Consider the following 25,133-nt stretch of genomic DNA (forward strand, 5'->3'; position numbering starts at 1 on the left):
AGCGATTGGGTTCTAGGGCAGCACTTTCATGAGATAGGCCTTGTCCGCATTCAGGTAAGTTCGGGCAAGCTTTTGGATTTGCTGCGGGGTGACGGATTGCGCCTTTTCGATGAGCATGCGCTCATGATCAGTGTCGAAACCCAGGGTCGTCAACAGGGCTGCCTCCCGGCTGCGGGAAAGCAGGGATTGGTGTTCCTGGTAGTATTCCCCCTTGAGGATGCTTTTGGCCCGGTCCAGTTCCTTTTGGGGCAGCGGGTCGAGTTCAAGCTCTTTGAGAACCGTTTTGAATCCCTTGAGGGCTTGATCCACCTTGTCCGGGCTGGTGCCGATGTACAGTGCCATGAGGCCGCCTTCGCGAGCCTGCCAGAGAAAGGAGGTGACCGTGTATCCGAGACCCTGTTTATCGCGCATGTCCCGGAACAGAAGCCCGGATTGACCGGCAAGGGCGGCCTTGAGAACGGCCAGTTGTGCCGACGTTTCAAGGTCGGATTTTCCGGGAACCGGGAAGCTCATGACGATGTGTGCCTGGTTGCGTTCCGGCAGGGACATGTCCTTTTCGCGTGCCGTATTCCATCGCAGCTTGGGGAACGCGTAATTATTGGAGGGATCGGAGTGTGCGGTCGCCACGGCCTTTGCAAAGTCCTCAATGTTTTTGGCATCAAAATCACCGACAACGGCCATGGTGAAGGGCCTTGTCCGTTGTTTTTCCCAGAACTTGCGGGCATCCGCGGCAGTGATTGCGGCAACAGATGCGGGTGTGCCGTCCGAAAGGTAGCTGTAGGGCGCGTCTGCAAAAAGGAACGGGAAAAGGTGGCGGAACATCAGTCCGAGCGGCTGGTCTTCTCGACGTTTGATGGATGCGATCTGATCTTGACGGGCGCGATCCACTTCTTCCTTGTCCCAGGAAGGCGAAAGAGCCATTTCCTTGAGTAGTGGCAACACCTTTCCACTGAAACGCGAGGGGTATTTCGCTTCCAGCGCAAAGGTGGTTCTGCCCGCACTTGCGCCGATACTGGCAGCATGGTCGGAAAGGAAATCCTCGATTTCGGTTGCGTTCATGCTGGCGGTTCCTCGTGTCAGCACGCTTGCGCTCAAGGCGGCCAATCCCTGCTTGCTGGCGGGAACATCCCCTTCGCCTCCGGCCCAGTACATGGATAAGGCGGTGTAGGGCAGGGTGGTGTCCGGCATGAGGATGAGCTTGCTGCCATTGGGCAGTGAAACCGTTTTGGAAATTCCGGTGTCCGTATCAGACTCTTGTTCGGCGCGTTTTTCGGTTTTCCAGATGGCTTTTGTCTGGCCGCTCAGCTTGTCTTCCTTGATGCCGGAATTTTCCGGAGCAAGAATGGCCGTGGCCAACTGGTCGGGGCGAATGTAGCGACTGAAGAGTTGGCCCATTTCCTTTCTGTCGACATGATTGAGCGCGAAAAGGTAATTCTGTTCGCTTTGTTCCCCGTCCTCAAAAAGCTGGAAAAATCCGAGCTTGGCGGCCAGCCCGGACAGGGTTTCCTTGGAAAGAAAGAGCGAGTCCTCAAGGTTCAGGCGTGCGCGTTCGATTTCACGGTCCGAAAAGACGGACGGGGTGAAGGCGGCCATTTCCTGCATCAATTCTTTCCAGAATTCCTGCACCTTGTCCGCGTCCAGTGTTGCATGAATGTACATGAATCCTGAGCGTTCAAGGGACATGGGAGACATGCCGATGTTGTCCACAAGACGTTTTTCGTATTTGAACTTGCGGTAGAGGTAGGAGGTTTCATCTCCGCACAATAATTGGGCCAGCATTTCCAGCCCGGCGTTTTGGGCAGCCTTGAGGTCTGGGATGGGGAACGCAGCACCCAGATAGACCTTGTTCCATTTGCCTTCGACCACCTTGACGGCCGGACCATGGACCTGCGGCAGAGCAAACGGCTTGGTGGGTATGATGTCCCGGGTATTCCTTTTTGGCCCCAGCAATCGTTTTGCCTCGGCAATGGCCTTATCAACATCCACGTTGCCCACTATGGTCAACAGCATGGATTGCGGTTGGTAGAATGTATTGATGTAGTCGTGAATTTTTTTGGAGGTCAGGCTTTTTACCGTGTCCCGGTAGCCAATGATGGGCCATTCATAGGATGTTCCCTTCCAGATCATGCCCTGAATGGTTTTGAACAGCCGACTGGAAGGAGTGTCTTCACCCCGTTCCAATTCCGCCAGGACAACCTTTCGTTCACTGGCAAGCTCGTCGGGGTCGATCTTGGCGTTGAAGGCCATGTCGGAAACAACGTCCATTCCCAGTTGCCATTGGTCGTCGGGAACTTCGACGTAATAGACAGTGTAATCGAAACTGGTGGCTGCGTTCAGGCTGCCTCCTACGGATTCGATATCCAGCGCGGTCTGTCCGGGCGCCCGTTTGTCTGTTCCCTTGAAAACCATGTGCTCAAGCTGGTGGCTGATGCCTGCCTGTCCGGGATCTTCATAGGCAGAGCCTGCATGCACATATAGGCGGATGTTGACCAGCGGAAAACGCTTGTCCTGTTTGACCAGGACAGTCAATCCGTTTTCGAGTTTGACGACATGCGAGTCAGCTTGCTGGGTTTGTTGCGCAGCTTCGGCTTTTGGCGTTGCGCCTGAATTGGTGGCAATGAACATCAGTAGCAGCCCTGCGAGAGCAAATAGTCTTTTTGCCATATTGTCACTCCATACTCCTTTGGGAAAACAGGAAACGTGGCGTAGGGTCCAGAGGCCCCCATGATAGTTGTTTGTTGTGTCAGTCTTGCAAATAACTATTTTTTTCCAAAAGGCAAGCTTTCACATGTGGTATTTTACTCGTTAAGAAAGCGCCAATTGGTTGACTTTATTCCTGGTATGAAGTGGTGGGGATTTCGTTTTGAAAATGTTGGAAAACAGGCCTTGACAGCCGTGGGGAAATTGGAGCAGGAAAGGGCGAACGGCAGACGGCGATTATATAATGTCGGTTTTCAAACAAAGACATTTTCAGGGGATTGAGCAATGAATCAGGACAGCCGCAAGAATTCGGAATATGTTGTCGGAGCCCAGGAAGAGGGCCGAGTCTTCACGCCGTATCCCGGTGCTGACGAGAAATATGAAGACGGCAATGACTGGCGAATTTACAACCCCGACAAATACCGTGACCCGAACTGGTCTCCTGACAAGGAATAGCCGCTAAAGTTCCGATTTTTCAAGGGCAATTTTGTTGCCCTTTTTTCTTGACTTATTAATAGTAATAGTTATTATTAACATAAGTCAGTTGAGAGAATCAGGGAACCAAGGAGGAACTATGGGTAGCCTGAGAGAATACAGGAATCTGGACATAGATTGGAACATGACTCCCGAAGATGCAGTGACCATGTACCTTGAGTGGGGAAACAATTCCTGGCATGCCGACCATCGGCCCGTCACTTCCAAGGCTGATTTCAGTAATTATTTCGTGGTATATGCCTGGGATGACAACCCCAAGGTCATGCTCATCAGGCGCAATTCGGAAGAAGCTCGGGAATTGGTTGTACTCGACCTTCCTGAGAAGATTGGAAGACGTTTTCTCGAGTCCGTAAGCCACCTCAAGGGAGTATATGCTCCCAACCAGGAAGTGCGTGAGTGGCTGGAGACACAGATGGACGTCTAAAAAGCTCAACAGAGTGATTCAAAAGGGGAAGGCAGCGTGGCTGTCTTTCCCTTTTTTTCTGGAAAACATGCGTGTTGGGTACCGAAGCACAGTTATTCCATTCCCTCCTTGCGAATTGTATTTTTTCCGGTTATTTCCCATTGTTCCAAGGAGTTTTTATGCCAAATACATATGCAAGCAGAATGGGGACGGTGCATCGTTCCTTTATTCGGGAAATTCTCAAGGTCACTGCTGACCCTTCCATCATATCCTTTGCGGGCGGTTTGCCCAATCCCCGGATGTTTCCGGTGGAGGCCATGAAGGAGGCCGCGGTTTCGGTTCTGGGCACGAGCGGCCCTGCTTCCCTGCAGTATTCCACCACCGAAGGGGACCCTGTGCTTCGGGAGTTTATTGCCGGGCGGTATTCGAAAACCAAGAATCTTTCGGTCACGCCGGATGATTTGATTGTTACCACCGGATCTCAGCAATGCCTGGATCTTGTGGGTAAGGTTTTTTTGAACAAGGGTGACAAGGTCGTTATTGAAAGTCCCGGATATCTGGGGGCCATTCAGTCGTTCTCCCTGTTTGAACCAGAGTTCGTGGCCGTCCCGCTGGAATCCGACGGCCCTGATCTGCAACGGCTGGAAGAGGCGTTTGCCGATGGCGCAAAGGTCTTTTACGCCGTACCCAATTTTCAGAATCCGTCCGGCCTGAGTTACAGCCTGGAAAAGCGTCGGGCTGTTGCCAAGCTTTTGGACAAGTACGGCGTTCTCTTTGTTGAGGATGATCCCTATGGCGAGTTGCGTTTTAAGGGCGAACATCTGCCCACGGTACATTCCCTGCAAAAAAAGCCGGGCATTTTACTTGGTTCCTTTTCCAAAATTGCGGCTCCGGGATTTCGGATCGGTTGGCTCGTGGCTTCGGGTGAGCGGCGTGACAAGCTGATCATCGCCAAGCAGGCTGCGGATTTGCACACAAGCACAGTGACCCAGGCGGTCATGCGGGAATATGTGCTGAATAATGATGTGGAAGAGCATATCAGGCATATTTGCGAAGTCTATGGTTCCCATCGTGACGTCATGGTTGCAATGATCGACGAATATTTTCCGGATACCGTGGAAACCACACGGCCGGACGGCGGAATGTTTTTGTGGGTCACCTTGCCGAAAGGGTGTTCCTCCATGGAGTTGTTCGACAAGGCCATTGAAAGAAAAGTGGCATTTGTACCCGGCAAGCCGTTTTATACGGACGGCGGCGGGGAAAACACTCTGAGACTCAATTTTTCCAATGCGGAACCGGATCGTATTGAAGAGGGAATCAAGCGGCTGGCTGAAAGTATCAGAGAGTTTGTGCGTTAATTCGATCAGAGATAAATCGAGGAGGCTGCATGTCTCAACATGTTGTTGTTATCGGCGGTGTTGCGCTGGGCCCCAAGACCGCTTGCAGATTCAAGCGACTTGAGCCGGGGGCCAAGGTTACCATGCTTGATCAGAGTGATGTGATATCCTACGGCGGGTGCGGTATTCCGTATTATGTTTCCGGCGATGTCTCGGATGCTGAAGAGTTGTGCACCACAAGTTTTCACATGGTTCGGGATGTGCCGTTTTTTGATGAGATCAAGGGCGTGGATGTCATGACCCGCACTCGGGCCGAGTCCATCGACCGAGCCGCAAAGAAAGTGCAGTATACGAACCTTGCCACCGGGGAAAAAGGCGAATTGAGCTACGACAAGCTTGTCATTGCCACCGGTGCGACCCCTCGACGCATGAATCTTCCGGGCGAAGACCTGCCGGGCGTGCATTATGTTTCCACACCCCATGATGCGGAGCGTATTCGCCAGTCCATTTCCAAGGGACAGATCGGCAAGGCGGTCATCATCGGTGCCGGATTCATCGGCCTGGAGATGGCCGAGGCCCTGACCGACATGTGGGGAGTTGAGACTACGGTCATTGAAATATTCGATCAGATCATGCCTCGGCTTGTGAGCCCGACATTGGCGACCATGGGGCGCAAGCACATGGAAGAGCAGGGCGTGGTGTTTCGCATGGGTGAATCCGTCAAGGCCATTGAAGGTGACGGAAAGGTGCAGCGGGTAGTCACGGACAAGGGCGTTCTGGAAGCCGATTGTGTTATCGTTTCCGTGGGGGTTGTGCCGTGTGACGACGTTGCCCGCGAGGCCGGCATAGAATGCCACGAGCGTGGCGGCATCCTCGTTGACGACCACATGCGCACCAATGACCCCGATGTGTATTCGGGGGGCGACTGCGCCATCATCAGGAATCATATCACCGGGCAGCCCCTTTTCCTGCCGTTGGGTTCCATGGCCAACCGGCAGGGACGTGTTATCGGCAATAATCTGGCTGACGGCGACAGTCGTTTCCCGGCTGCGGTGGGATCGTTTGTGGTCAAGCTTTTTGAAACCTCCCTTGCCGGTACGGGCCTGAGCCTTGAAGCCGCCGAACAGGCTGGGTTCGATGCCTTCAGCGTGATGCTTGTTCAGCTGGACAGGGCTCATTTTTACCCAACCAAGGAACTCATGAATCTGGAATTGGTCGTGGAGCGGGGTACCCGCCGTGTGCTGGGAATTCAGGGTTTTGGCAGTTCCGGGGATGCCATGGTCGGACGGATCAACACGGTTGCCGCAGCATTGCATTTTGATGCCACCATTGACGACATCAGCAATTTGGAACTGGCCTATTCGCCGCCCTTTGCCTCTGCCATGGATATCCTCAACACCGTTGCCAATATGGCGGATAATGTGTTGCGCGAAATCAACCGCGGCGTTGGACCCGAGGAATTCGAAAAGTTCTGGGCCGCACGTGAAGACGGTGAGTATTGCTTCATTGATTGTCGTGAAGCAGGAGATGCCAAACCGTATATGGAACGCAATCCTGAGCATTGGCACAACGTGCCGCAGGGCGAGATATACAAGCGTCTCGACGAGATTCCCGAGGACAAGACCTGCGTTTTGGTATGCAATACGGGCGCGCGTTCGTATGAGGCCCAGATCATGCTGACGCACAAGGGCCGCAAGAATGTCGTCAATATCCACGGCGGAATGGCTTCACTCAAGAAATATGGAATAGAGCTTTAGCGATCCTTGTTATTTGTTCTTGTATCTGGTGTCGAATGTCATGTAATAAAACACCCGTGTCCGGTTTTCTCGGCACGGGTGTTTAACTGCAAGCCCAGGTGAGCGAATGCGTTTTCTGATTGTTGACGACGACGAGTCTATCCATCTTTATCTACAAGGAATACTGGCTCCGTTTGCAGAGTGCGACGCAGCTTATTCCGGTGAAGTCGCTGTAGATTTTTTTCTTCAGGCCCATGAGGAAAAACGTCCATATGATGTTGTTTTCATGGATATCCTCATGCCTGAAATGGATGGTCACAAAACTGCGGAGTTATTGCGTAGGGAGGAGGCCAAGTTGGGTGTCGCTGAGAGCGAACAATTTACTCTGGTGATGATTACTTCGTTGGTGGACAACAGAAATGTGAGTCGTGCGTTTTTTAATACCTTTGCCTCCTGTTATATTGTCAAACCGTTCGACAAGGAAAAGGTTTTGGACGAGTTGCAGGCCAACATGATTATTTGACGGCAGCATTCCCGCAACGCACGACAGCGCCCGGTTCACCTCGAACCGGGCGCTGTCGTGCGTTGCGGGGGCTTTGTTATATGCAGGCCAGTCCGGCGCTGAGCTTGTCCAGGATGTTGCGGAGCATGGTGCGTTCCTCGGGCGAGAATTCCCGCATCATGGTTGCTACCCGTTCATAGTAGTCTGGCAGGATGGTGTAGATGGCATCCTCGCCTTCGGGCGTCAGGCTGACCATTTTTACACGCCGGTCATCGGGGGCTATTTTCCGTTTTACCAGACCGTCCTTGACCAGTGTATCCAGAACGCCGGTCATCGTGGCATTGGTGACCCCCGTCCCTTTTGCCAGCTCTGATGGTGTCCAGCCTTCGCTGCGTCTGGAAAGCAGTATAAGTATGAAGAAGCGTCGCTGGGAGATATTGTATTTGGCAAGCAGGGAATTCAGCCATGTTTCCACATCCGACGCGACGCGCATGGTTTGCAGGAAACACATTTGTGCGGGCACATCCAACTGCGGAAAACGCTCGGTGTAGCGCTCAAGCAATTCCTCGTCAGGAAGATCGTATAATTCCAGCATGAAGAAACTCCGGGTTGTTAGGATACCAAGTAAAATGACGGGGCGGGGTGTGTCAAGTTGCTGTCTTCCAAAGCAAACCGCCCCTTTCGGGGCGGTGTATACTCATATCCTGTTTTCTTCCAGAGCGTGACAGGCGACCTGTGCGCCATTTTCCACCTCCCGCAGAAGCGGGATTTCTGCGTGGCAGCGGTCATTCGCATGTGGACAGCGGCCGTTGAATACGCAGCCAGTCGGCAGGTTGATGGGGGTTGGCACATCGCCGGAAAGACGGGTATGTCCTCCAGCCGTCCCGCCGAGTCTGGGAATGGCGGAGAGCAGTGCCTGCGTGTATGGGTGTCGCGGTGTGCTGAACAATTCCCCTACCGGAGCAAGTTCGCACAGACAACCCAGATACATGACCGCTACACGGTTGGAGATGTGTTCCACCACCGAGAGGTCATGGCTGATGAACAGGTATGTCAGTTTTCTGGTCTCCTGCATATCCATCATAAGGTTCAGAATCTGGGCCTGAATCGATACGTCCAGGGCTGCGATGGGTTCGTCAGCCACAATGAATTCCGGGTCCAACACCAAGGCTCGGGCAAGGCTGATGCGTTGCCTCTGACCACCGGAAAATTCATGCGGGAAGCGGTCGGCCCATGCCGGGTCGATACCTACTGCCTGTACCGTTTCCGAAACAACGTCCTTGACTTCCGCCCGGTTCAGTTTCGGGTTGTGGAATCGAACCGGTTCCTCGAGGATCTGGCGAACCGTCATGCGCGGATTGAGTGAGGCATACGGGTCCTGAAAGACCATTTGCATCTTGCGTCGAAATGGCCGTCTGGCCCCCCCGTGCATTCCCTGAATTTCCTTTCCCCGGAAAAGCACCTGCCCGGAGTTGGGCGGGTACAGCCCGATAATGGTGCGGGCCAGTGTGGATTTGCCGCAGCCGGATTCGCCGACCACGCTGAGGGTTTCGCCTTCCTGTATGGCCAGCGACACGTTGTTGACCGCTTTGACCACGGTCTGTTTGCGTGTGATTTTGCCGTTGTTGAATTTGAGCTGGTCGATCAGTCCGCCGGATATGTCGAAATGTTTGACCAGATTCTTGGTTTCAAGAAGCGGTGTGGTGCTCATGAATTATGCTCCGCGCTTGTCGTGATTGAAGCATGCTATGATGGTGCCGGATTCCAGTCGGGTCAGTTTGGGTGCTTCTTTTTTGCACCGGTCCGTGACCTTGTCGCAGCGAGGCCAGAAAGGGCAGCCTGTAGGCATGCTGGTCAGCCCCGGCATCATGCCGGGAATCTGATTGAGTCGTTTGCCCGAAGCGCTTTCGGGCAGGGCATGGATCAATCCGCGCGTATAGGGATGCTTGGGAGTATTGATGATTTCTTCGGTGTTGCCGACTTCCACAAGCCTTCCTGCGTACAGAACTCCGATGCGCTGCGTGACCTCCGAAACCACGGCAAGGTCGTGCGTGATGAGCATCAGGCCCATGTTTTCGTTTCTACAGAGTTCCAGCAGCAGGTCCATGATTTCGGCCTGAATGGTCACATCCAACGCCGTGGTGGGTTCGTCGGCAATGATGATGTCCGGGTCCGTCAGCAGTGAGATAGCAATGACGATGCGTTGGCGCATGCCCCCCGAGAATTCATGTGGATATTGCTTGAGTCGTTTTTCCGGCGAAGGAATGTAGACCTTGCGCAATTTTTCCAGACAGATTTCCTTGGCGTCCTTTTCCGAAACCGACATATGTGCCCGAATGGTTTCAATCATTTGCTGACCAACCGTCAGCACCGGATTGAGGGTCATCATGGGGTCCTGAAAGATCATGGAGATACGGTTGCCGCGAATTTTACGCATTTCCTCGTAGCTGTATTTGGAAATGTCCTTGCCGCGGAACAGAATTTTCCCCCCGGAGATGTAGCCGGGCTTGGAGATCAGATTGATGATGGAAAAGCCGAGAACGGATTTTCCTGCCCCTGATTCTCCGACCAGCCCCAACCGTTCGCCTCGGTCAAGGTCGAGATCCACATTGCGGACCGCGCGCACGGTTCCGGTTCTCAGAGCGAATTCCACGCTCAAGTCTTTTATTTGAAGGAGTGATTCCACTTCATTACCCCTTGTACAGTTTCGGGTTCAGGAAGTCCCTGACCCAGTCGCCCAGCAGGTTGATGACGAAGATGAGTCCCACCAGCACGATGCCCGGGAAGATGGTGATCCACCACGAGCCCGAGAAGATATATTCGAATCCGGCGGTGATCAGGGAGCCGAGCGAAGGCTTGGTGACAGGCATGCCGAGTCCCAGAAAGGATAGGGCTGCCTCGGACATGATGGCGTTGGCCACCTGTACTGTCGAGATGACCAGCACCGGGGACAGGGCGTTGGGCAGGATGTGGCGCCACATGATGCGGATCTTGGAAAGGCCGATGACACGGGCTGCTTCAACATATTCCTTCTTGCGTTCGGCCAGAACCGAAGCGCGCACGGTTCGGGCATATTGCGGCCATTCAGCAAGTCCGATGATCAGGATCAGCAACGGGATGGCCACTTTTTCATAGTCACCCACGCCGAATACCGTTTGGAATATGGCCCCAATGAAGATGGCCACCATATAGGTGGAAAAGGAGAGCTGCACATCGGCTATGCGCATGAGGATGGTGTCCAGCTTCCGTACGTAGCCTGAGAGCAGTCCTACGATAATGCCGATAAAGGCCTGCAGAGCCACGGCTCCCACGCCGATGATGATGGATACACGCATGCCGTAGAGGATCGTGGAGAACATGTCCCGTCCCTGAGCATCCGTGCCCAGCAGGAATGCGCTGTTGCCCTGAGCGGACCATGCCGGTGGCAGTTCCGAATCCATGATGTCGATGGTGGACATGTCATAGGGGTTATGCGGGGCGATGAGAGGCGCGGCAAAGGCGCTGAATACCAGGATGACCAGCACGGTAAAGCTGATATAGGCCACGGGGTCGCGCAGAAAGCTGAAAAGGAAGTATGATTCCCTGAATCGTTGCCATTTGGAGCGCATCTATTTCCTCCCCTGTACGCGGACCATGGGGTTGACCAATCCGTAGACCAGGTCGACCAGAGTGTTGACCACCACGAAAATGAATCCGACCATGACAAGGTAGGCCACCATGAGCGAGGTGTCGGCCCGCTCGACGGATTCGATGAACATGGATCCCATTCCTTGCCATTGGAATACTGTTTCCGTGAGGATGGTGAAAGCCACCATGATGCCGAGCTGGACACCACCTACGGTGATGACCGGCAGGAGCGTGTTTTTGAATGCGTGTACAAGCCAGATGCGGAAAGGCCGGAGGCCTTTTGCCCAGGCGAATTTGACGTATTCGGTTTCCAGGACTTCCATCATTTCGGAACGGATCAACCGGATGAACAGCGGAAGCATGATTGAAGAAAGGGCGATGGACGGCATGATCAGATGCTTGAGCCCGTCTGCGGTGAACAGGCCGCTTTGCCAGCCAAGTATGTCTACTGTTTCGCCGCGGCCGAACGAGGGCAGCCAACGCAGTTCGACCGAAAAGATGTAGATGAGAAGAATCGCGGTCAGGAATACCGGGATGGAAACGCCGATGATCGAACCTCCCATGATGAATCGCGACAGCATCTTTTTGGGCTTGATGGCCGAATAGATGCCCATGGGAATAGAAAGCAGAATAATGATAAAGGAACTGCAGAAAACCAGTTCAAGGGTTGCAGGGGCTTTGCTGACAATGACGTCCAGTGCGGGTTTTTTGAAAAAGAACGAGCGTCCGAGATCTCCGTGTACTGCGTTGTTCAGAAAACGGATGTACTGGACCATGAACGGGTCATTGAGCCCCAGTTGTTGACGTATTTCGGCCCGCTGTTCCGGAGTGACGCGCTCTCCGGCAAGGTCCCGGACCGGGTCGCCGAAATTGTGTTTGATGGCAAAACCGATGAATCCGATGATCATCATGACCACCAGAGCCTGGGCTATGCGTTTGATGGAAAATGCAAGCATTGATTGTGTTCCGGTTTACAGGTGGAAAGGGGAACCCCTGTACAGGGGCTCCCCTTTGTGTGCGGTCTTTTGTGAACCCTGCTACTTGATGACGAGGTCGCCGAAGTAGGGGAAGTTCATGGTGTTGACGACGGCTTCGGTGTTCATGTTGTCCTTGGAAGCCCAGGCGAGGTTCTGCCAGTGCAGGGGGATGAAGGCTGCGTCTTCGTAGAGCAGGCGTTCAACTTTCTGCAGCTGTTCGCCGCGCTTGGCTGTGTCGGTTTCGGACTGGGAAGCGACAACCAGCGCGTCCACTTCGGGGTTGCAGTAGTTGCCGGAGTTGTACTGGCCGTAGCCGGTTTCCTTGCTCGGGCACATGGTCAGGAATTCAGAGAAGTTGGCGGAGTCTTCGGTGTCCGAATGCCAGCCGATCATCTGGATGTCCGCGACCTGTGCGTCGAACTGATCCCAGTATTGGGCCTTGGGCATGGTCTTCAGGTTGACCTTGATGCCGATCTTGGAAAGCATGCCCACAACGGCTTCCGCGATTTTTTCGTCGTTCACGTAGCGGTTGTTGGGGGCGATCATGGTGCACTCGAATCCGTTTTCGTATCCGGCGTCCTTCATGAGCTGCTTGGCCTTTTCGATGTCGTAGCGGGGAGTCAGCTCGGCAACGTAACCGGCATAGCCCTTGGGACCCTGCTGACCGGCGGCGGTGGCAAAGCCCTTCATGATCTTCTTGACGATGCCCGGGTTGTCCACGGCGTACACCATAGCCTGACGCACCTTGGCGTTCTTGAATTCTTCCTTGCGGTTCTGGTTCATCTGGAAGGTGATGATGCGTGCACCCGGCAGGGTGGTAAGCTTCAGGCCTTCGGTGTTGCGAATGCGTTCAAGGTCTGTCGGCGGAACCGGCATGATGAAGTCGACATCACCGGAAAGCAGGGCGGCCACTCGGGAAGCGTCGTTTTTGATGGGGGTCAGGACGATTTCGTCCACGTTGCCTGTTTTGGTGTCCCAATAATCGGCAAAGCGGGAAAGAACCATCTTCACGCCCTGTTCGCGGCTGGCAACAACGTATTTGCCGGTGCCGGACTCATGTTCATTGGCAAAGGAAGGACCGGATTTGACGATCTCGTCCTTGCCTTCGTAGAACTTCTTGTCCATGGGGAAAATGTAGGTGGCCATGGCCATGACCAGACCGTAGGGCTTCTTGGTGATCAGGTCCACGGTATGTTCATCAATGGCTTTGGCTGTTTCAAAGGGCTCGAAAAGACCTTTGTAGTCCACGCTCTTTTTGAGACGTTCAAGGGTATAGACCACGTCATCCGCGGTGAAGGGATTGCCGCTGTGGAACTTGACGTCCTTGCGCAGGTGGAAGCGCATGGTCAGGGGGTCGATCTGTTCCCAGCTTTCAGCCAGGCGCGGTTCGAATTTCATGTCCTGAGTCCAGCGTACCAGAGGGTCGAAGACCAGGTGGGAATACTGGAGCATGCCGCCGGAAAGCTGCACGTGCGGGTCAAGGGAGACAGGGTCCGCGTCCATGGCGAGCTTCAAGGTCACCTTTTCTGCGGCAGCGGGGGTTGCCGCTTCCTTTTTTTCTTTCTTCTGTTCACCGCCTGCGCACCCGACAAGGGCTAGCGCAACAAAAATCATGGTGGCGAGGATCAGTGGTTTGATCCCGGAACCGAAACGTCTCATGAAGAACCTCCGTAATTGTGGTTGACAGCCGCCTGACAGGGCGAACACAATGCACATAGATTGAACACACGAGGACCATGCACGGGCGTCATGTTTGTGACGTGCTATTGTGAATAGTCCCGCAAAGCGCATTGATCTTTACACGGAATTCATAATTTAAACAATAGTTGCTTTTGAGGGTGTGCTTCCAATGCAAACAAGTAATATATCGAAAAGACAAGTAATTATTCTGCTTTTGTCGACGTTTTTTCTTCTCGGTGGATGTGGTTTCTTTTCTGGTAGTGGCAGCGATTTCGACACTGCCTCACAGTACGACCTGGACGGCGTTGATTCCATGCGGATCGAGGTGGAGCAGGGAGAGCTTTTCGTGCTGGACATCCGACAGCCCGATACGGGCATGGGCACTATCAAGGGCGCAGTGTTCGATCCCGTGTTGTTGCGTCTGGAGAAGTATGTTGAAGACCGTGAGCCTGGCGAGGTCCCCCGGGTGCGCTATCTGTTCACCCCGCTCGCCCCTTGTGCAACGAGCATTATCATCAAGCTGCACGGCAACACGTCCGAAGGACATCCCTCGGTTTACAAGCAGATAGATGTCATGGTGACCGCAGATTAACTCAGGCAAAGACCTGTCTGATCTTGGTCATGGACACGTACACGGGATCCATGTCCGGGTTTACGGTCTGCAGCAACTTGAGGGGACTCATGTAGTCTTCCCGCCAGTTCAATGAAATGACAAGTGTGTTGTCGTTTTCCTGAACACAATCGATCACGAACGAGCGAACATCGACTTCCTTGACCTTTCCCTTTTTTGTTTTCTTTTCGATAATCAATGATTCTGAGTTCATGAAGTCCTTCCATTGGCGCATGTGTCGGACGGTGTCTTCATGGCGCCCACCGAAGTGAATCGTGAAGTGTTCTTCCACTGATTGGGGCTGCTTTTTGCTCATGGAGAGGAAATCGGCCTTGTAGATTCTGATGCCTCGGGGCATTTGTTCACCCAGCGTTTTGACCAGTCGGTCCGGTGTCCAGTTCTCGCGGAGAAAGAGGTTGAACCATTCCTCGGTGCTTTCCACGCCCACAGGCAGGGCCTTGCCAAAGGACATGCGCGGCATGGGGTGGAATCCCGCGGAGAAGCTGACAGGCAAGTTGGCACGGCGCATGGCCCGCTCAAGCATGCTTTGCAGTTCCAGTTGGCTCAGGTAGGCGGCCAGCCCTGTCTTTTCATACCAGAGACGATAATGTCCGCCCTTGGCGTTCAGGTTTGGTTTGTCCTGAACGTATGGTGGCTGTTCGCCTTCCTGGTCGCGAGAATCGAAAATCACCCGTGGCCTGATATCCCTGTCCTTGTTCTGCGTTTCGAGAGTGGACGGGGTGCCTTTGTGATTGCAGACGCCGCATTGTCTGCAGGCGTTGTAACGACAGTCTTGGGTGATGGTTTCGGACAGGGCGCGTTTGCGTTCCGCCAGCATGAACCGTTTGGTCAGTCCGCTGTTGATGTGATCCCATGGCAGGGGAGCGTCGATATCCCGTGGTCCGGTGTATTCAAGCGGATCAAGGCCGTTATCCCGCATGGCGTTCAGGTAGGGAGCAAGGTCCAGTTTGTCTTTCCAGCTGGAAAAAAGTGCGCCGTTGTCACGAGCAGATTCCACAACGTCTGCAAGCCTGCGGTCTCCGCGCGAGAATATGCCTTCCAGAAACGTCATTTCCGGGATGTGGAATTTGAGGCGAACCCGTTTGTGGGGTCGAAAAATGGCACGCAGGTAATCGATTCGCCTGTGTATTTCCTCAAGGGATATTTGCGGCTCCCACTGGAACGGCGTGTGCGGCTTGGGCACAAACGGCGAGACCGCGGCCCCGACTTGCAATCGCTTGATGTGTGGTCCGGCAACGTCCCGGACCTTGAGACAGAGGTCGAGGATGGCGTCCAGATCGGCATCGGTTTCCGTGGGCAGGCCGATCATGAAATAGAGTTTGACCGATTGCCAGCCGTTGTCGAACAGCAGCCGTACATGGTCCAGTACTTCCTGTTCGGTGATGCCTTTGTTGATCACGTCGCGCATGCGCTGGCTTCCGGCCTCGGGCGCAATGGTGGCTCCGGTGCGACGAATGCTGGAAATGCGCTCCATGATTGGTTCGGACAGTGACCCCACGCGCAGGGATGGCAGGGAAATGGCAACCTGTTCGGCGGCGCAACGGTCGAAGCAGTCGGAAAAAAGGGTGTCCAGCGCAGAGTAGTCTCCGGTGGAAAGGGAAAGAAACGAGGTTTCTTCAAAACCGGTTGCCGCAAGGCCGTTGACCATGATTTCACGCAATTTTTCCGGGCTTCGTTCCCTGACCGGACGATAGATCATTCCGGCCTGGCAGAAACGGCAACCACGGGTGCATCCCCGGGCGATTTCCATGGTTAGCCTGTCGTGAATTGCCTGGCCGAAGGATACGGGCTGGTTTTGCGGAAATTCGACTGCCTCCAGATCGGGAATCACGGCTTTTTCCACGCTGGCATAGTCGTTCATCAGAGGCGTGAGCGGTTGTCCCGGCCCTGAATCTTCAAACAGGCTCGGTACATATACGCCCACCATGGTACGCAACTGCAGCAACAGTTCGTGCCGGGACGTGCCGTCCTGTTTTGCCTGTTCCAGAACCTTGAGGATGGCGGGCATTGTTTCCTCGCCATCGCCCACCACCATTACATCAAAAAACGGGGCCATGGGTTCGGCATTGAAACAGGCTCCGCCGCCAGCAATGATGAGCGGATGGGACTCGTCCCTGTTTTCCGTGCGCCGGGGAATGTCGGCCAGGTCCAGCATGTAGAGAATATTGGTGTAGCAAAGCTCGTGGGTCAGGCTGAAACCCACGGCGTCCAGTTCCGTAAGCGGCGTGTCTGATTCCAGGGTTGCCAGGGTGACGCCGCGTTCCCGCATGATGGCTGCGGTTTCTTCGCAGGGAGTGTAAACACGTTCACACCAGTAATGCGGATAATCGTTGACGGCTTTCATGAGGATTTTCTGCCCCATGTAAGACATGCCGATTTCGTACATGTCGGGAAAGGCCTGTGCCATGTGCACGGTGATGTCGGCCTTGTCCTTGAGCAGCGTGCCCCATTCCGATCCGAGGTAACGGGCGGGCCTGGGGAGCAGGGGGAGCAGTTCCTTCATGAATGGTACTCCAAGAGCAAAACGGGGTGGCTCCCGTGGAACCACCCCGCATGAAGATTTTTGGGGTTGCGATTGCTATTTTTTGAGCAGGTCGGAGAGGTCCGGTGTGCCGGCGCCGCCTCCGAGGTCGCCCAATCCACCGGTGGAGAGGGTGATGTTGCTGGAAGCCTCAAGGTATTTGGTTTGCAGGTCCTCGGGGCATTTTGCAAACTCGAAAATGGTGTGCTTCATGAGGATTTCTCCTCCCATTTCCTGGTCGAACGGGTACCCGTAAGGCAGCAGCATTATCTGTACACCCTGCTGGGTGGGGACGGTCTGGATGATGGCCGGTTCTTCTATCCTGTCTTCCTTGAATTTACCGATAACGGTTTCGCCGGTGACAAGTTTGACCAGCCTGATGTCGTAGCTCATGATGACTCCTTGTTTTTCAGGTCGGCCTAATAAGTAGGGATTGGCCGTTAGCCTGTCAAGCCGGGCTTTTTTGGAGACTTGGCGTTTTGCCGTCATCAGATTGAAAAAAGGCCGGACAGGGTGCACCCTGTCCGGCCCGTTTTTTGAGTTTTAGGATTGTTCCGGCCCATGAAGTATGGCCATCACTTCCTTTGTGTCGTGCGGCAGGGCTGCTTCCCCCTTGGCCGCATATTCCAGTTTCGAGGCGATGTAGATGGCGGCAAAAGCAATCAGCATGACGAATCCCCCAGGGTTCTTGAACTGGAGCATGGTCGGCAGGTACGCTTTGCCGAGGATCATGGCAAAGGACCCGATGATGCCCGTCAGCAGGCCGGCAATGGCACCGTTTTTGGTCATCTTGGGCCACCAGACCCCCATGACCAGCACCGGGAAGAATGTGGATGCTGCGATGGCAAACGCCAGTCCCACAAGCACGGCTATCTGCATGTTTTCGGCCAGGAAACCCAGTGGGATTCCGAGCAATCCGATGAAGATGGATGCGGTGCGTGCAACCTTGACTCGCGTTGATTCCGGCATGTCCGGGTTGAGGACGTTGACCACAAGGTCGTGTCCGATGGCTCCGGCGCAGGCGATGATCAGCCCGGCCACGGTGGAGAGTATCGCGGCAAACGCTCCAGCCACGACAATGCCCATCAGGATCTGGCCACCGAAGTATGAGCCGGCTACCGGGACGGCAAGGTTCTTGCCGTTGGCTGCCAGCCATGAACCCAGGTGCGGACTGAGGCCCATGGCCTTGCCTTGCAGGTACACGTAACGGATTACATGACCCACATACGGGCTCAGTATGTAGAACATGCCGATCAGCAACAGTACGTAGATGACGGTTCTGCGCGCGGCTTTGCCGTCAGGAGCGGTGTAGAAACGAACGAGGATGTGGGGCAGTCCTGCCGTGCCGAACATGAGCGCCAGCAACAGGGAGAGCGTGTCTTTGAGGTTGGTCAGCCAGTACGCCGGGCTTGTGTACGCTGCGCCGTCGAACATTTTTCCTGTAGCAGGATCAATCTGCTTGAACTCACTGATGAATTGCACCACGTCGCCATAGGTGAAGCCTTTTATCACGAACGGAATGAACGCGAGCAGGAACATGGCCCCGAACAGGATCCAGAATTGCACAAGTTGGTTGACCGTGGTGCCTTTCATCCCACCCACAGTGACATAGACGGTAATGATGCATGAAATGACGATAATGGCCGTTCCGTATTCCATGTTCAGGAGCAATCCCATGACCTTGCCCGCACCAAGCATTTGCGGAGCCATGTAGAACAGGGAAACGAACAGCACGCCGATCACACCGAGAACGCGTGCATTCTTCGAATGGAATCGCTCGGACACGAAATCAGGAACCGTGTAGCGTCCGAATTTGCGGAGCGGGCTGGCCAGAAACAGCAGCAGGGCGATGTAGCCTACGAAGAATCCCAGGGCGTAGATGATACCGTCGAAGCCGTACAGAAAGGCTACACCGGCAACACCGAGGAATGATGCTGCGGAAAGGTAGTCCGATGAAATGGCCGAGGCATTGATGAAGGAGTTGACCTTGCGTCCGGCCAGATAATAGTCGGCCGAAGTTTTTTGCCTGCGGAACATCCACGTGGTGACCACGGTAAATGAGAGCATCAGTCCAATGAGGACCAGCGCGGTGGTGGGTATTTGATATCCGACTTCCATTTAGTCCCCCTTTTCCTTGCTGATTTCATCCTCGAGAGCGTTCGCCTTGCCTACGTACCAGATGAACAGAACCCATGTGAGCGGATAGACCGCCAACGCTACGAGCCAGTAGTGGAGAGGAAGTCCCATGTAGATGGTTGTGACCATGGTCTGCGGCGCAAGGTATACCAGCAGAAAAATGCCTATGATGAGTGCAAAGTAGGGAATACCTACCTTCAGGGCCATGGCCAGTTGACGTTTGCGAATTGTTTCGATGTGATCCATTGTGTTACCCCCTGTGGCTTTTCTGGTTTGCCTACGGGTATGTTTTTACCGTAGGAAAAAAAGGGAAGCTTTCAATTTCAGGTAAACGGTCAAAGCCGTACGGTCGTGGCATTTTCGTGGTTGCCGCCCCCCGTGGGCGGGCGAAAATGGACGGTCAACGGTTGCATGCCGTGCGCAGGGAGCATGATTTGAGGCAGGAAATGCGGTGTGAACGCAGTGCGGACAGCTTGTTGCCCATGCCTGTCGGCTTTGGGGATGAGCTGGAAACCATGGTTCGACAGGGAAGTCTTGCGGGCGTGAAGAGTACCCGTCTTGATCTGGTCGAGGATTGGGTGGAGCAAAACAATTCTGCGGAATTGGTTTGCAGAAGTCTGAGCGCATTCAATCGACTGGTCATCCGCGCGGTGCTGCATGCCTATGCCGTTGAATACCCATGGCTTGAACGCACGACGTTTCTGGAGTTCGGTTCGGGGGGGCGTGATGAGCAGGTGCCCGGATCGGATCAGGACAATGGGCTTTTGTTTTGTGACGGGGCGCAGGAGGGTACGCCCCTTGACGAAGGCGAGATTGATGATGCGACTCATGACATTGTTGTGGCGCTTGACGGGGCCGGGATCCCCCTGTGTACAGGTAATGTCATGGTCAGCAACCCCCAGTGGCGTGGTGATTATGAGGTCTGGCGCAATCGACTGGGCGGGTGGTTGTCCAATCCCCATGAAAAAGGACCGTGGCAGTCTGGGGTGATTCTTGATTTTCAGCCCGTCTACGGTCCGAGCGACCCTGCGGTAAAGTTGCGTGAATGGATGTGGGAATATGTACGGACTCGACCGATGGCCCTGCGCATGATGGTGGATGAGTTAACGGACTATGCCATGCCATTGAGTTTCTTCGGTTCGTTTGTGACCGAGCGTTCCGGGCCGTGGGCCGGACATATGGACATCAAGGGGGCTGTGCTGGCGCACATGACAAATTGTGCCCGTATTTTGTGCCTCAAGCACGACATCGGCTGTGTGAACACCTGTGACCGGCTTCGAACGCTTCGATCGGCTGGGCATGTGGACCGGCATCATGGAGATGCGTTGCTGGACGGATGGGAATGGCTGCAATCCATGCGTCTGCATATCGGGATTTCCCGTCTCAGGAACAATCAGGCACCGCACAACCGGGTGCTTCCGTCAGACTTGTCTTCGCAGCAGAAACAGAACTTCAAAGCGGCTATTCATGCGGTGGAAAAACTGGTTCGGCTGGTGCAGGCCGGGGCCGGGCTGTGATTGGTCGGCTTTTATTTTGCATTGAGATGGCGTGGACCCTGCGTTTGGGCTCCTCCGTGACAGCTTGTTTTCGTGTGTGCTGTGATATAAGGACTTTTTCACAATGAATGTGTTGATCATAAATTTGACACGCTTTGGCGACCTGATCCAGACGCAACCGGTCATTAGCGGTTTTGCCCGAGCAGGGAACCGGGTCGGGCTTGCCTGTGTGGACAATTTTGCTTCGGCAACATCCCTGTTGCGTGATCTGGACACGGTCTTCCCTTTTCCGGGTGCGCGTCTTCTTTCCCTGTTGGACAAGAACTGGCGGGAAAGTCTTGGTGCGATCTGCGACTACCGGGACATGATCCTGTCGTCTTTTACTCCTGACGTTGTGGTCAACCTCACACCTTCTGTTCCGGCGCGCCTTTTGTCGCGTTCTCTGGAAGCGTCCCGGGTGTGCGGGTTCAGTCTGGACGAGCATGGTTTCAACGCGGATACCAGTCCCTGGGCTGCATTTCTTCAGGTAGCGGGCAACAATCGCGGTTCCAGCCCCTTCAATATATGTGATCTTTTTTTGCGCGCGGCCGATTTGAACGGTGATCCTGAAGGATTGCGTCTTGCCGATCCCGGGGCAGAGCATGTGCGCACGGCAAAAAAACTGCTGCATCTCCCGGAGATTGAGCATGCCGGGTTTGTGGCCTTGCAGCCCGGTGCAAGCGAAGAGCGGCGGCGATGGCCGGTTGGTCGCTTTGCGGCCGTGGCCGACGAGTTGTGGCAACAGCGGCGACTGGTTTCTGTTGTTCTCGGCACGCAGGGTGAGGCTGCTTTGGGCAAGCGCATTGAAGAAAGTGCCGATTGCCCTGTCATGAATCTTCAGGGCCGGACGTCTTTGCCGGAATTGGCCGCGGTTTTGCGTCAGTGCTGCCTGCTGATAACAAATGACACCGGAACCATGCACCTTGCTGCCGGTATGGGAACGCCCGTTGTTTCCGTTTTTCTTGCCACGGCACAGCCGTGGGATACCGGTCCGTATCGCGAGCAATGCCTGTGTCTGGAGCCGGATTTGGATTGTCATCCCTGCGCATTCGGTGCGGCTTGCGCCAAAGATAACGCCTGTCGTGAGGCCGTGCCGGTGGAGGCCGTGAGCGCGGCTGTTCGGCGTGTGCTGGATGGTGAGGGGGAGGTTGTGAGCGGAGCTCGTGCGTGGGTTTCGCAATTTGATGAACAGGGCTTTCTGACGCAAAATTCGGTTTCGGGTCATGGTTCGGACGACAGGACCCGTTGGATCGAATTGCAACGGGTTTTTTACCGTCGTTTTCTTGACGGTGATTCGCTGGAAGGGCTTTCCCGGTTCGGAGACGAGATGAGTCCGCAGTTTGTCGAAGCCCTGCAGTCAACGCTTTCCTCGGCACGGGATTATCTGTTTCTCATGCAGCAGCAGGGTGCCCTTTTGGCCCGCAATCCTCGGGATACCCTGAAGAAGAAATTTATGGCCTCATGGCAGCAACTTCAGAATATCCTTACGGAAAATCCAAGTCTCGAGGTGCTTTCCTCCTTGTGGCTGTTCGAGTCCCAACAACAGGGTCACGACTTTTCCGCACTCAGAAAGGTCATTGACCGTTATGCGGCACTTGTTGCCGCAATTCACGACCTCCTATAGCGTGGCATGTTTTTTGAATTCCTTTTCGGAGAAGCTCAAAAAGGAATTTTTAGCCCCATATTCAGGAGGAAGAAACCATGATAGTTATCGACGGCCAAAAGTGCGATCTGGAATTCGCGCAGTTTGAAAATCTCGACGAAATTTTCAGTACTGTTGCTGAAAAGGGATATCTGAATGATCGGGTGGTCACGGACGTGTTTGTGAATGACGAACCGTTCAGCGAGGTTTACCCGCATCAGTCCGAGGATATCACCGTTGGTGATGTTCGCAGCGTGGAAATCAAGACCATGGCCACGGCCGACATGGCCATCGAAATTACCCGCGAGCTCTACAAGGTCGTAACCCTCATGGGTGAAGGCGGACGCACTGTTGCCGACCTGTTCCGTCAGGCGGACGATGCTGAAGCTCTGGAAACGTATCAGGACCTTCTGGACGTTACCCGCAACTTCCTGGGCATGATCGGCGTGCTGCGCAATGAATACACCCTCAAGGACCATGAAGAATACGAGGCCATCGGCGAAGGCATGTCTTCTCTGTTTACGGAAATGACGGAAGTTCTGGAAAATGAAGACTGGATTCTTTTGGCCGACCTGCTTGAGTATGAATTTTTGCCCCTGGTGGACAAATGGAAAAAAGTGATTGCCCAGCTTCGCGAAGACATACGACAGGTTCGGTAGACGTGGACGCCCGTCGAAAAACACTCAACGAGGTCCTTGAAATGGGGCGGCGTGAGTTGAAACATCTTTTGGCCGGTGACGTCATGGAAGCCGAGGAGCTTGCACGTGAACGCTGTGACAAGGCGCAACAAGTTCTTTCCGGTTTGGATAAGGAATCCGTTCAGGCCCTGGAGGGAGAACTGCGCGCTTTTGACAGTCTCCAGCGAGACCTGACGGCAGAAGCATCGCTGTTGAAGGATCGGGTCCGGGATGAGTTGACCAATTTACGCAAGCAATCGAAGCGACTTGCCGGTTATAAGGTCGGTGCCGGATTCACGAAGTCCGGTTTCAACCGTTCCCGGTTTGTCAGCAGGACCGGTTAGGTTTCTTCCTTCTTTTGTTGAGACGAGAAAAAGGCCGGACATTGTGTCCGGCCTTTTTCATTGCCATTGTATACCGGCTTGATTGTCGTCGTATATACCTGCCCGGCCGAATGAAATGCCAATACGGGTATAACCGTCCCCGTCCGATTCCATGTTTCGTATCATTCCTTCATACCAATAGGGTTTGAAGACTTTTTCTCGAAAATTGAACATGAAGATATTGATGACCGCGCGCGCGTCGGTGATGCATGTGGCGGGGAGCATACTGTTGGATATGCGCAGGGCGATGCCGCCCTTGGATATGTTCAGGACGCTGTTGGTGTCGTGCCCGGAGGCATCCTGCGCGTATGAGTTGATGCCGATGTCCGGTACAGCGTCTGCGTAGGGGATATCGCTTGTGTCTGCGTCGGCAAGCCAGAGCTTGATGCGGATGAACTGTTGGTCCACTACGCGTTTTCGTCCATGCTCCCTACGTTTGATGAACTGGAAGCGGATAGGTGCTGAGAGAACGACTTGCGGTGATGCGGTATCCTTGTCCACTGGTTCCGCCAGCAGGCACGGGAATCCGTTGACTCGTTTTCCGGCTGCCTTAACCGGGGCGTGCAGGCATTGGATTGTGTCTCCCTTCTGTGCCGTCACGTTGCCCAGCCGTTCGATGACTTCACAGCGAAGTCTTTTTTTGTTTACACGGGTCAGTACGCAGCGAAACGCGGGGGAGCCGTCGGGATTATACAGCTCCAAGGTGGTTCCCGTCTTGAGCAGGTGGCTGGGGATGAGTGATGTCTTCACGAGTTCTGCAGTCTTTTCATGGCGCAGCACACGCAGGGCAAGCAACAGCAGAAGCACGGCCATGAGCACCAGCAGGGCTGCGAGCACGACTCTTGCCACAAGGACGTCCTCAATGCCGAGAATTTGCTTCAAGGCTTCGAGGACAAGGGATTGTATTTGTTCGGGCAACGTTTCAAGAGTGTTCATGGCGTATTGTTCACGAATTGTTTTTTGGCGTTCAGCACCTTGGCCAGATAGCGCCGTGTTTCGTCATGGGGAAGGTTTTGCCGAAGCCGTTCATAGACGCGCATCGGTCCCAGGGCATTTATGGTCCGGGCGGCCTTTTCCCTATCGCGATTGAAGGTTCGCAGCACTGCTCCGGGGCCGCCGTTGTATCCTGCAATGACACAATATTCACGTGAGACCGGATCGGTTATTCCGGAAAGGAGCCGATATTGGAGCATGTGCAGGTAGCCGGTACCGTATGTTATGTTGGTTGCCGGGTCCAGCAGGCTGTTCGAGGAAGGTCTGCCTTTTTTGCCGTGCAGCATGGAGTACACGTCGCTTCCTGCGGTTTTCGGGACAACCTGCATCAGGCCTATGGCCATGGCGTGACTGACGGCAAACGGATTGAAATCGGACTCGACTTTCATGATGGCGTATATGAGATTGCTGCTGACCTGAAAGCGACGGGATGACGTATCCACGAGGTTCCTGTATTTGGCGGCTCGCACATGAAGGTGGTCCCGTACCATGGGAATGGTGACATAGTGGATGGTTGTCCCCTTTTTCCCTGCGCGTTTGGCGAGTTTTGTCTTGACCAGAGCCTCGGAAAAACGTGAAGCGCGCCACTCCCATCGAACCGGTTTTGAATCGTAGTCCACCACTTCTCCCAGGAGAAACGGAGTTTCGCCAAGCGTGACAGGTGCGGATGAATAGAGGTCCACCGCTCGAGGGTCATTGGGGGTGAGCAGGGTTATGACAATGGCTTCACGCAAGCTTTCCAGCGGTCTTGTCGTGTCCACGGTTTCCACGGTCACGACACCTTTATCAAAATCGACCATGGCCCGGGATTGATAGTTCTGTGTGTATTTGACATATCGCTTGGGCGCAGGCAGCACGACTTCGTCTTCGCCCCAGTTGCCGCCAATGGCCTGGATGAATTTTTCGAGTATTTTTTTGAATGACTTCAGGTCATTGCCAAGGGCTTGGGGGTTGACCGCATAGTGGGCGGCCTTGCTTGCAGCAGCGCTTTGTGCAGCCGCACCGATGTCTCGGGACGCTGCGATCCGCGCAATACGGACCGCATCGTATCGTGTGCAACCCGTTAGAAAGAACATGGCTGCGATTGCAGCAAGCATCAGGGCTTGGTAGTGTCGCTTTGTTGCGCTTGGTGTTTTTGCCGACGTGTGAATTATTCTT

24 protein-coding genes and 1 pseudogene are annotated in these 25,133 nt (G+C 54.3%); 11 read left to right on the forward strand and 14 right to left on the reverse strand.

Going from position 1 to position 25,133, the window contains the following annotated elements; genetic code table 11:
- Positions 1–12: 12 nt before the first annotated feature.
- On the reverse strand, positions 13–1,395 hold the full coding sequence (locus F8A88_RS16085) for a M16 family metallopeptidase (RefSeq protein WP_421958089.1): 1,383 nt from the start codon (positions 1,393–1,395) through the stop codon (positions 13–15).
- 150 nt (positions 1,396–1,545) lie between these two features.
- Positions 1,546–2,664, reverse strand: a pseudogene (locus tag F8A88_RS16090) (M16 family metallopeptidase); the annotation flags it as partial.
- A gap of 60 nt (positions 2,665–2,724) precedes the next feature.
- Between F8A88_RS16090 and F8A88_RS04480 the strand changes: the two are divergent.
- From F8A88_RS04480 to F8A88_RS04500, 6 genes are all read left to right on the forward strand, one after another.
- The gene (locus F8A88_RS04480; RefSeq protein ID WP_151149880.1) at positions 2,725–2,982 is read left to right on the forward strand and encodes a hypothetical protein; all 258 of its coding nucleotides are present in this window, start codon (positions 2,725–2,727) and stop codon (positions 2,980–2,982) included.
- 3 nt (positions 2,983–2,985) lie between these two features.
- The gene (locus F8A88_RS15850) at positions 2,986–3,156 is read left to right on the forward strand and encodes a hypothetical protein (protein WP_170283769.1); all 171 of its coding nucleotides are present in this window, start codon (positions 2,986–2,988) and stop codon (positions 3,154–3,156) included.
- Positions 3,157–3,274: 118 nt separating this feature from the next.
- Positions 3,275–3,619 carry a DVU0772 family protein gene (locus F8A88_RS04485; RefSeq protein WP_151149881.1) on the forward strand — a complete coding sequence of 115 codons (345 nt, stop codon included), beginning with the start codon at positions 3,275–3,277 and terminating at the stop codon, positions 3,617–3,619.
- Positions 3,620–3,777: 158 nt separating this feature from the next.
- Positions 3,778–4,956: an aminotransferase-like domain-containing protein gene (locus tag F8A88_RS04490; RefSeq protein ID WP_151149882.1), complete on the forward strand. Its 1,179-nt coding sequence runs from the start codon at positions 3,778–3,780 to the stop codon at positions 4,954–4,956.
- 29 nt (positions 4,957–4,985) lie between these two features.
- A complete protein-coding gene (locus F8A88_RS04495; protein ID WP_151149883.1) occupies positions 4,986–6,692 on the forward strand; it encodes an FAD-dependent oxidoreductase in 1,707 nt (568 codons plus the stop codon).
- 106 nt (positions 6,693–6,798) lie between these two features.
- The gene (locus F8A88_RS04500; protein WP_151149884.1) at positions 6,799–7,194 is read left to right on the forward strand and encodes a response regulator; all 396 of its coding nucleotides are present in this window, start codon (positions 6,799–6,801) and stop codon (positions 7,192–7,194) included.
- A gap of 76 nt (positions 7,195–7,270) precedes the next feature.
- Here the strand turns inward: F8A88_RS04500 and F8A88_RS04505 are convergent, their stop codons facing one another.
- From F8A88_RS04505 to F8A88_RS04530, 6 genes are all read right to left on the reverse strand, one after another.
- A complete protein-coding gene (locus F8A88_RS04505) occupies positions 7,271–7,768 on the reverse strand; it encodes a MarR family winged helix-turn-helix transcriptional regulator (RefSeq protein WP_151149885.1) in 498 nt (165 codons plus the stop codon).
- Between the two features lie 102 nt (positions 7,769–7,870).
- A complete protein-coding gene (locus F8A88_RS04510; protein ID WP_151149886.1) occupies positions 7,871–8,884 on the reverse strand; it encodes an ABC transporter ATP-binding protein in 1,014 nt (337 codons plus the stop codon).
- A gap of 3 nt (positions 8,885–8,887) precedes the next feature.
- The gene (locus F8A88_RS04515; protein ID WP_151149887.1) at positions 8,888–9,859 is read right to left on the reverse strand and encodes an ABC transporter ATP-binding protein; all 972 of its coding nucleotides are present in this window, start codon (positions 9,857–9,859) and stop codon (positions 8,888–8,890) included.
- A gap of 4 nt (positions 9,860–9,863) precedes the next feature.
- Positions 9,864–10,781 carry an ABC transporter permease gene (locus F8A88_RS04520; RefSeq protein ID WP_151149888.1) on the reverse strand — a complete coding sequence of 306 codons (918 nt, stop codon included), beginning with the start codon at positions 10,779–10,781 and terminating at the stop codon, positions 9,864–9,866.
- On the reverse strand, positions 10,782–11,756 hold the full coding sequence (locus F8A88_RS04525) for an ABC transporter permease (RefSeq protein WP_151149889.1): 975 nt from the start codon (positions 11,754–11,756) through the stop codon (positions 10,782–10,784).
- Positions 11,757–11,837: 81 nt separating this feature from the next.
- Positions 11,838–13,436, reverse strand: coding sequence for an ABC transporter substrate-binding protein (locus F8A88_RS04530; protein ID WP_151149890.1), 1,599 nt, complete (start codon positions 13,434–13,436; stop codon positions 11,838–11,840).
- A gap of 334 nt (positions 13,437–13,770) precedes the next feature.
- Here F8A88_RS04530 and F8A88_RS04535 point away from each other — a divergent pair, with 334 nt between their 5' ends.
- Complete coding sequence (locus tag F8A88_RS04535) at positions 13,771–14,049, forward strand: hypothetical protein (RefSeq protein ID WP_151149891.1); 279 nt, start codon at positions 13,771–13,773, stop codon at positions 14,047–14,049.
- Between the two features lies 1 nt (position 14,050).
- Here the strand turns inward: F8A88_RS04535 and F8A88_RS04540 are convergent, their stop codons facing one another.
- The 4 genes from F8A88_RS04540 to F8A88_RS04555 form a co-directional block, all read right to left on the reverse strand.
- The gene (locus tag F8A88_RS04540; protein WP_151149892.1) at positions 14,051–16,591 is read right to left on the reverse strand and encodes a TIGR03960 family B12-binding radical SAM protein; all 2,541 of its coding nucleotides are present in this window, start codon (positions 16,589–16,591) and stop codon (positions 14,051–14,053) included.
- A 75-nt stretch (positions 16,592–16,666) separates the two neighbouring features.
- Positions 16,667–17,002: a hypothetical protein gene (locus tag F8A88_RS04545; RefSeq protein WP_151149893.1), complete on the reverse strand. Its 336-nt coding sequence runs from the start codon at positions 17,000–17,002 to the stop codon at positions 16,667–16,669.
- A 150-nt stretch (positions 17,003–17,152) separates the two neighbouring features.
- Entirely contained in the window at positions 17,153–18,727 is a 1,575-nt protein-coding gene (locus F8A88_RS04550; protein WP_151149894.1) for a sodium/solute symporter, read from the reverse strand.
- Positions 18,728–18,991 carry a DUF485 domain-containing protein gene (locus F8A88_RS04555; RefSeq protein ID WP_151149895.1) on the reverse strand — a complete coding sequence of 88 codons (264 nt, stop codon included), beginning with the start codon at positions 18,989–18,991 and terminating at the stop codon, positions 18,728–18,730.
- A gap of 146 nt (positions 18,992–19,137) precedes the next feature.
- Between F8A88_RS04555 and F8A88_RS04560 the strand changes: the two genes are divergently transcribed.
- From F8A88_RS04560 to F8A88_RS04575, 4 genes are all read left to right on the forward strand, one after another.
- Positions 19,138–20,262: a putative nucleotidyltransferase substrate binding domain-containing protein gene (locus F8A88_RS04560; protein WP_241667336.1), complete on the forward strand. Its 1,125-nt coding sequence runs from the start codon at positions 19,138–19,140 to the stop codon at positions 20,260–20,262.
- A gap of 103 nt (positions 20,263–20,365) precedes the next feature.
- Entirely contained in the window at positions 20,366–21,904 is a 1,539-nt protein-coding gene (locus F8A88_RS04565; protein ID WP_151149896.1) for a glycosyltransferase family 9 protein, read from the forward strand.
- A 77-nt stretch (positions 21,905–21,981) separates the two neighbouring features.
- A complete protein-coding gene (locus F8A88_RS04570) occupies positions 21,982–22,581 on the forward strand; it encodes a DUF8043 domain-containing protein (RefSeq protein ID WP_151149897.1) in 600 nt (199 codons plus the stop codon).
- 2 nt (positions 22,582–22,583) lie between these two features.
- Positions 22,584–22,943 (forward strand): hypothetical protein, encoded by a 360-nt coding sequence (locus F8A88_RS04575; RefSeq protein ID WP_151149898.1) that lies wholly within the window; start codon positions 22,584–22,586, stop codon positions 22,941–22,943.
- A gap of 57 nt (positions 22,944–23,000) precedes the next feature.
- On the opposite strand, the gene F8A88_RS04580 is transcribed toward F8A88_RS04575, so the two are convergent.
- Both F8A88_RS04580 and F8A88_RS04585 read right to left on the reverse strand, forming a co-directional pair.
- Positions 23,001–23,918 (reverse strand): hypothetical protein, encoded by a 918-nt coding sequence (locus F8A88_RS04580; RefSeq protein WP_151149899.1) that lies wholly within the window; start codon positions 23,916–23,918, stop codon positions 23,001–23,003.
- Positions 23,915–25,051 (reverse strand): murein transglycosylase domain-containing protein, encoded by a 1,137-nt coding sequence (locus F8A88_RS04585; RefSeq protein ID WP_241667337.1) that lies wholly within the window; start codon positions 25,049–25,051, stop codon positions 23,915–23,917. The genes F8A88_RS04580 and F8A88_RS04585 overlap by 4 nt, the downstream gene beginning before the upstream one ends.
- Positions 25,052–25,133: the final 82 nt, after the last annotated feature.

The organism is Pseudodesulfovibrio senegalensis, assembly GCF_008830225.1.
Lineage (GTDB): Bacteria > Desulfobacterota > Desulfovibrionia > Desulfovibrionales > Desulfovibrionaceae > Pseudodesulfovibrio > Pseudodesulfovibrio senegalensis.

Excerpts from the sequence above, each read along its gene's own strand:
- F8A88_RS16085 (WP_421958089.1), bottom strand. The coding sequence starts at position 1,395 with ATGGGCCAACTCTTCAGTCGCTACATTCGCCCCGACCAGTTGGCCACG.
- F8A88_RS04480 (WP_151149880.1), top strand. The coding sequence starts at position 2,725 with ATGATAGTTGTTTGTTGTGTCAGTCTTGCAAATAACTATTTTTTTCCA.
- F8A88_RS15850 (WP_170283769.1), top strand. The coding sequence starts at position 2,986 with ATGAATCAGGACAGCCGCAAGAATTCGGAATATGTTGTCGGAGCCCAG.
- F8A88_RS04485 (WP_151149881.1), top strand. The coding sequence starts at position 3,275 with ATGGGTAGCCTGAGAGAATACAGGAATCTGGACATAGATTGGAACATG.
- F8A88_RS04490 (WP_151149882.1), top strand. The coding sequence starts at position 3,778 with ATGCCAAATACATATGCAAGCAGAATGGGGACGGTGCATCGTTCCTTT.
- F8A88_RS04495 (WP_151149883.1), top strand. The coding sequence starts at position 4,986 with ATGTCTCAACATGTTGTTGTTATCGGCGGTGTTGCGCTGGGCCCCAAG.
- F8A88_RS04500 (WP_151149884.1), top strand. The coding sequence starts at position 6,799 with ATGCGTTTTCTGATTGTTGACGACGACGAGTCTATCCATCTTTATCTA.
- F8A88_RS04505 (WP_151149885.1), bottom strand. The coding sequence starts at position 7,768 with ATGCTGGAATTATACGATCTTCCTGACGAGGAATTGCTTGAGCGCTAC.
- F8A88_RS04510 (WP_151149886.1), bottom strand. The coding sequence starts at position 8,884 with ATGAGCACCACACCGCTTCTTGAAACCAAGAATCTGGTCAAACATTTC.
- F8A88_RS04520 (WP_151149888.1), bottom strand. The coding sequence starts at position 10,781 with ATGCGCTCCAAATGGCAACGATTCAGGGAATCATACTTCCTTTTCAGC.
- F8A88_RS04525 (WP_151149889.1), bottom strand. The coding sequence starts at position 11,756 with ATGCTTGCATTTTCCATCAAACGCATAGCCCAGGCTCTGGTGGTCATG.
- F8A88_RS04530 (WP_151149890.1), bottom strand. The coding sequence starts at position 13,436 with ATGAGACGTTTCGGTTCCGGGATCAAACCACTGATCCTCGCCACCATG.
- F8A88_RS04535 (WP_151149891.1), top strand. The coding sequence starts at position 13,771 with ATGCGGATCGAGGTGGAGCAGGGAGAGCTTTTCGTGCTGGACATCCGA.
- F8A88_RS04540 (WP_151149892.1), bottom strand. The coding sequence starts at position 16,591 with ATGAAGGAACTGCTCCCCCTGCTCCCCAGGCCCGCCCGTTACCTCGGA.
- F8A88_RS04545 (WP_151149893.1), bottom strand. The coding sequence starts at position 17,002 with ATGAGCTACGACATCAGGCTGGTCAAACTTGTCACCGGCGAAACCGTT.
- F8A88_RS04550 (WP_151149894.1), bottom strand. The coding sequence starts at position 18,727 with ATGGAAGTCGGATATCAAATACCCACCACCGCGCTGGTCCTCATTGGA.
- F8A88_RS04555 (WP_151149895.1), bottom strand. The coding sequence starts at position 18,991 with ATGGATCACATCGAAACAATTCGCAAACGTCAACTGGCCATGGCCCTG.
- F8A88_RS04560 (WP_241667336.1), top strand. The coding sequence starts at position 19,138 with ATGGACGGTCAACGGTTGCATGCCGTGCGCAGGGAGCATGATTTGAGG.
- F8A88_RS04565 (WP_151149896.1), top strand. The coding sequence starts at position 20,366 with ATGAATGTGTTGATCATAAATTTGACACGCTTTGGCGACCTGATCCAG.
- F8A88_RS04570 (WP_151149897.1), top strand. The coding sequence starts at position 21,982 with ATGATAGTTATCGACGGCCAAAAGTGCGATCTGGAATTCGCGCAGTTT.
- F8A88_RS04580 (WP_151149899.1), bottom strand. The coding sequence starts at position 23,918 with ATGAACACTCTTGAAACGTTGCCCGAACAAATACAATCCCTTGTCCTC.
- F8A88_RS04585 (WP_241667337.1), bottom strand. The coding sequence starts at position 25,051 with ATGTTCTTTCTAACGGGTTGCACACGATACGATGCGGTCCGTATTGCG.